Source organism: Parafrankia soli (assembly GCF_001854695.1).
In the GTDB taxonomy this organism is placed as follows: domain Bacteria; phylum Actinomycetota; class Actinomycetes; order Frankiales; family Frankiaceae; genus Parafrankia; species Parafrankia soli.
Genome location: NZ_MAXA01000073.1, coordinates 1 through 4,925 on the forward strand (window position 1 = coordinate 1; position 4,925 = coordinate 4,925).

The following is a 4,925-nucleotide window of genomic DNA, read 5'->3' on the forward strand; positions in this document are numbered from 1 at the left end:
GTACTCAACCTCCTCGGAGTAGACCCGACCAAACCCCCGTGATCACGAAACGGGCAGGTCAAAGCATGAAAACCAAACGTGCGGAGTACAGGGTCACCCCGACCTTGGAGTCCACCGTCCGTCGCACACGCATCCTCGGCGGGCTAATCAACGAATATCGCAACGCCGCCTGACCACTTGCGCGGAAGATCCCGTCAACCGCAAAAGGCCAGCTCACAGGCCGAATCGGGGTTCTGGAGCCCCACAGGGACGCAGCGCCGGATCGGTGCTTTGTGCACCCCGGACGCTCCGGGGAAGGCGAGAAGTTCCTGGTTCTCAGCGGTACCTGTCAGGGCGACGTGCGCGTCAGATCTTCTTCCCGAAACGGTAAAGAGCGCCGCTCTTGGTCGCGATAAACCGGGTCGGAGTGACGAAGAAGACCTCGAACGAGTCGCTTACCGCGCCGGCACCCGCTTTCAGGTTCTCGCAGCGGATCCCGTTGCTGACCTCAGGGATCGCCGTGTRGCCGCCGACCCAAAGCGTTCCGGCGTTCATGGCCTCCTGATGGAACTCCCACGGAGTGGGGTGGAAGCTACCGATAGCGCCGTTGTCATCAAACGCAGCGACCGACCACTTCGTGTTCGCAGGACTGAACGGCATGATGTAAGTTCTCCCCGCTTCTCGGCGCCCGTGTATCTCACGCGCGCATGGCGTTGACCGTGATTCCTGAGAGCTTCACCGGTGGCAGAAGGAAATTTCCGCTATCGCAGTGGGCTAGATTTCCGTGTCCAGGTTAGAGCTCTGTCGAGCTAGCCATGGACGAAGTCAAAAGATCGATGACTTTGTGAGTGGAACTTTCCCACCCCGCGCGGCGAACAGCCGATGCGACGTGGAAGCTTCTGTCGGATAGTTCGATTCTCTGCGATGGCCATCCCCCCAGAAGTCAGCCCACATGTTGCCCTCCCGACGGCCGCTGATGAGGGGTCATCAGCCGTCGATCCAAGCCTGGCAGGAACCAGGCCCGCATGGGGAGACTTCTCAAAAATTTGACACCTCGCAAATAACGCATCACTCGCCGCCAGCGCGCCTCGCCGCGCTCATCTAGTCGCTGGTTGGTCAGGTTGGGGCGACCAGTGGGTGGGAGTGACCCACGTGGTCAAGCAGTGCTGCCAGTTCCGGTGGGGGCGTTTTAGCCCGGCCTGGCCGGGCACCCCCGGTTTACCCGGCCAGCGGCAGGGCAGGGAGAGCTGGGCGCTGCCTGGCCACTCCCAGAGTGGCGACTGTGTGGCCGACGGCGCCCGCCTCGACCGCCGGCCCCGCTGCCCCACCCCGGGACCGGCGGCCTAGCGAGCTACTCGATGCCTCGGTGCCGGTGCTGGTGCGTTGACCAACGCTGTCCGGGCTACCAGGGCCGTCTGCCTGATGCGGCAGCAGATTGTCCCGGCTGGCCCGGACATGCGCCCTGGACACGAGTACGGCCCGCCCCGGCGAGTACCAGGACGGGGCCGTACCGAGGATGAGTCAGGACGCGATCGCTGTCCGGCCGTCCTCGTCGTGACGACCTCGAGGGACGACCGGTCCGGGTCGCAAGGCCCGGACCTGGGCAGCGCGGGGCCACACCCCGACCGTGCGGGTGTCCGGGAAGGGCTCGGGGCGAGTGTCGATGGCAGCCCTGGTCTGTTACCGGCCTGGTCAGCGACCCCGGCTGTTCTACCGGGTGCTGACCCACCACGGCCGTAAAGGCGAGCGCCGCAGCTTCTCCGAGGCGGAAGGACGGCATGATGATGGCGTCGCGGACCTGACCGGGGCCGGGTGGCCGCCGTGACCGGCCGAGGGATGAATGGCGGCGGGAGGTAGCCCGTGGTGGATGCCGAGGGGCTGCCCGCGGGCCCGGTCGTGGACGCCTGGATGCAGCACCCCACGGTCCGGTTCCTGCGCGAGGACATGTTCGCGTCGCTGCACCGGTGGACTGGCGCTGCGGAGCCAACCGGCGAACTGCCCCTGGACGCGACCGTCCGGGCACTCGACGACGGCGGGGTTGACCGGGGGCTGATCTGCGCCTGGTACGGCCCGGCCGGTCCACTGATCTCCAACGACGAGGTGGACGCCTGCGTCCGGGCTCGACCAGACCGGTTCCGCGGCGTCGCCTCCGTCGACATCCGCTATCCGGTCGCCGCCATCGGCGAACTCCGCCGTGCCGTGCAGGACCTGGGGTTCGTCGCGCTGCGGATCGTGCCGTGGCTGTGGGGGCTGCCGCCGAACGACCGGCGGTACTACCCGCTGTTCGCCACCTGCGTCGAGCTGGGTATCCCGTTCTGCACCCAGGTCGGGCACACCGGCCCGCTGCGCACCTCGGAGACCGGGCGGCCGATCCCGTACCTCGACGACGTGGCACTGGAATTCCCGGAGCTCGTCATCGTCGCCGGACACATCGGCTACCCGTGGACCAACGAGATGATCGCGCTCGCGACGAAATACCCGAACGTCTACATCGACACCTCCGCCTACGCCGCCCACCGGTATCCCCCGGAGCTGGTCGCCTACCTACGGGAGCACGGCCGGGCCAAGGTCCTGTTCGGGACGAACTATCCGATGATCACTCCGCGGCGGGCTCTCGAACGCCTTGGCGAGCTCGGTCTCGACAGCGAGACTCGGGCAGCGTTCCTCGGCGGGAACGCCACCAGGGTGTTCCGCATCTAAAGCGTCAGTGCGGGTCAGACGCCCGCGCCGAAGGCAGGCTACGGGCGCAGGCCGATCAGCCGGCAGGTGGCCCGTGAGGTGCTGCCCGTTTCCCGGACACGGACGTAGACGGACTATAGCAGCTTTATGCTGCTTCCTTCACTACGTTCTGGGTTGAGTGGTATGCGCACTCGATGTGTTCTGGGGTGCGGTAACCGAGAGTGGAGTGGAGTCGCTGCCGGTTGTAGAAGACCTCGATGTACTCGGCGATCGCGGTACGCGCGGCGCGGCGGGTCGGATAGGTATCCCGGTAGACGAGTTCGTTTTTGAGTATCCGTGGCGGCGGGCCGCCACCCGTTCGGTATGAGAATTAGTGGTCTGTCTGTGTCTGTCTGTGTCTGTCTGTGTCTGCGTGTGGTCCGGTATCTACCGGTGTCCGGCGTGGTGAGGGGAGGATACCGGGGCGTCGTCCGGACCGACGTCGGTTCTCTCTGGTGCTTCGAGCCCGTTTTTGAGTATGGCGGCGGAGGTCTGGGGCACCCTTTCCTGCTGCCATGAGCGCGTTCCTCAGTTTCCGCGTTCAGGCCTCCCCGGGCGGCGCGTCAGGTCTGGTGATGCCGGCGGAGGGAGGATCGGTGGAAGTTCTGTTTCCTCGATGTGCGGGTCTGGACGTGCATCGGGATACCGTCGCGGCAGCGGTGCGAGTGCAGAGCGGTTCGGGTTCGGCGAAGGTGGAAGTGCGAACTTTCGCGACAACCGTGGCTCATTGGCGATGCTCGCGGACTGGCTCGCCGAGAACAAGGTGATGCTCGTCGGAATGGAATCTACTGGCGTCTACTGGAAACCGGTCTACTACCTGCTGGAAGATCGGTTCGAGTGCTGGCTGCTCAACGCCGCGCACGTCCGCAATGTCCCGGGACGCAAGACGGATGTCGCGGACGCGGTGTGGATCTCGGATTTGGTCGCGCACGGCCTGGTACGAGGATCGTTCGTGCCACCGAAGCCGTTCCGGGACCTGCGTGATCTCACCCGGGCCCGGCGGACCGCGGTCGAGGAACGCACCCGCGACGTCCAGCGTCTGGAGAAGCTGATGCAGGACGCGGGGGTCAARCTGACCAGCGTCGCTTCCAGGCTCCTGGGCGCGTCGGGACGGGCGATCCTGGACGAGCTGATCGCCGGGGAGACATCCCCAGAGTTTTTGGCTGATCTTGYCCGTGGGAGACTTCGTAACAAGATCCCGGAGCTGGTCGGGGCGTTGGCGGGCCGGTTCCGGTCGGGTCATCACGGGTTCCTCGCGGCCCAGCTGCTCGAACGTATCGACTTGTGTGACGCTCAGATCACGGGCCTCGATCACAGGATTGAGGTGATGCTCGCCCCTCTCCGCGAAACCGTTGATCGGATACAGACGATCCCCGGTGTCCGGTGGGTGACCGCAGCCGTGATGGTCGCCGAGGTCGGAATCGATATGCGTCGATTCCCGGCCGCTGGACATCTCGCCTCGTGGGCTGGTATCTGTCCGGGAAATCATACCTCTGGTGGGAAGAGCCGGTCGGGGCGAACTCGTCACGGAAACAAGTGGTTACGGACGGCGCTCACCGAGTYTGCCTATGCTGCCTAGCGAAGTAAAGACACCTATCTTGCATCCCATCACGCCCGGGTTCGCGGCCGGCGTGGTGTCGCGAAAGCCGTCGGTGCCGCCCGGCACAATATTCTGGTCTCCTACTGGCACATGCTCACCAACACCACGGACTATCAGGACCTGGGCGCAATGCCGTGAAGCGTATTTCGATCTTGTAGGTAGCTGATCACGTTGTGTGTGGGGCGAGTGGGTGGAGGCGGATCGTGGCGGGGCCTGGGTGGCGGATCGAGGCGGGTTCGTCGGGTTTCTTGACGCGATAGCTGTTGTGTCGGGCRCGTTTGACGACCCTGGGGCAGGTGCGGTGGCGCYGGGGTGGGTTGAGCCTGYGGGTGATCTCGGTGTGGAAGGCGGGGAGCTGGGCTTCCCAGTCCTCAGGGGGGAATGTCCGCCGTCCCGGTGGCGGAACGGCGGACCAGACGCAGCGTGCGGGCGAAGCCGACCCGGTCGGGGTCGATCTCGGCGGCCTCCGCGGCATGGGCGATCAGGGCCGTGAGCGTGTACTGGACGATCAGCCAGGCCCACATCTCCTGGACGACCAGGTCCGGCAGTCGAGACCGCAGGACCTTACCCGGGCCGCGCAGATGGGTCTTGAGCTGGTCGTTGGCGGTTTCCTCTTCCCAGCGTTCGT

General features: G+C 65.5%; 3 protein-coding genes and 2 pseudogenes. 2 read left to right on the forward strand and 3 right to left on the reverse strand.

All coding sequences use genetic code 11. The features are described 5' to 3' along the window. Positions 1-345: 345 nt before the first annotated feature. Complete coding sequence (locus BBK14_RS37725; protein WP_131802194.1) at positions 346-639, reverse strand: hypothetical protein; 294 nt, start codon at positions 637-639, stop codon at positions 346-348. Between the two features lie 1,200 nt (positions 640-1,839). Here BBK14_RS37725 and BBK14_RS08340 point away from each other — a divergent pair. Then, positions 1,840-2,679 carry an amidohydrolase family protein gene (locus BBK14_RS08340; protein ID WP_198541211.1) on the forward strand — a complete coding sequence of 280 codons (840 nt, stop codon included), beginning with the start codon at positions 1,840-1,842 and terminating at the stop codon, positions 2,677-2,679. A 124-nt stretch (positions 2,680-2,803) separates the two neighbouring features. On the opposite strand, the pseudogene BBK14_RS34895 reads toward BBK14_RS08340, so the two are convergent. After that, a pseudogene (locus BBK14_RS34895) lies at positions 2,804-2,989 on the reverse strand (IS3 family transposase); the annotation flags it as partial. A gap of 441 nt (positions 2,990-3,430) precedes the next feature. Between BBK14_RS34895 and BBK14_RS08345 the strand changes: the two are divergent. Then, a complete protein-coding gene (locus tag BBK14_RS08345; protein WP_241831298.1) occupies positions 3,431-4,276 on the forward strand; it encodes an IS110 family RNA-guided transposase in 846 nt (281 codons plus the stop codon). A 392-nt stretch (positions 4,277-4,668) separates the two neighbouring features. On the opposite strand, the pseudogene BBK14_RS08350 reads toward BBK14_RS08345, so the two are convergent. Further along, positions 4,669-4,925 (reverse strand): annotated as a pseudogene (locus BBK14_RS08350) (IS4 family transposase); the annotation flags it as partial.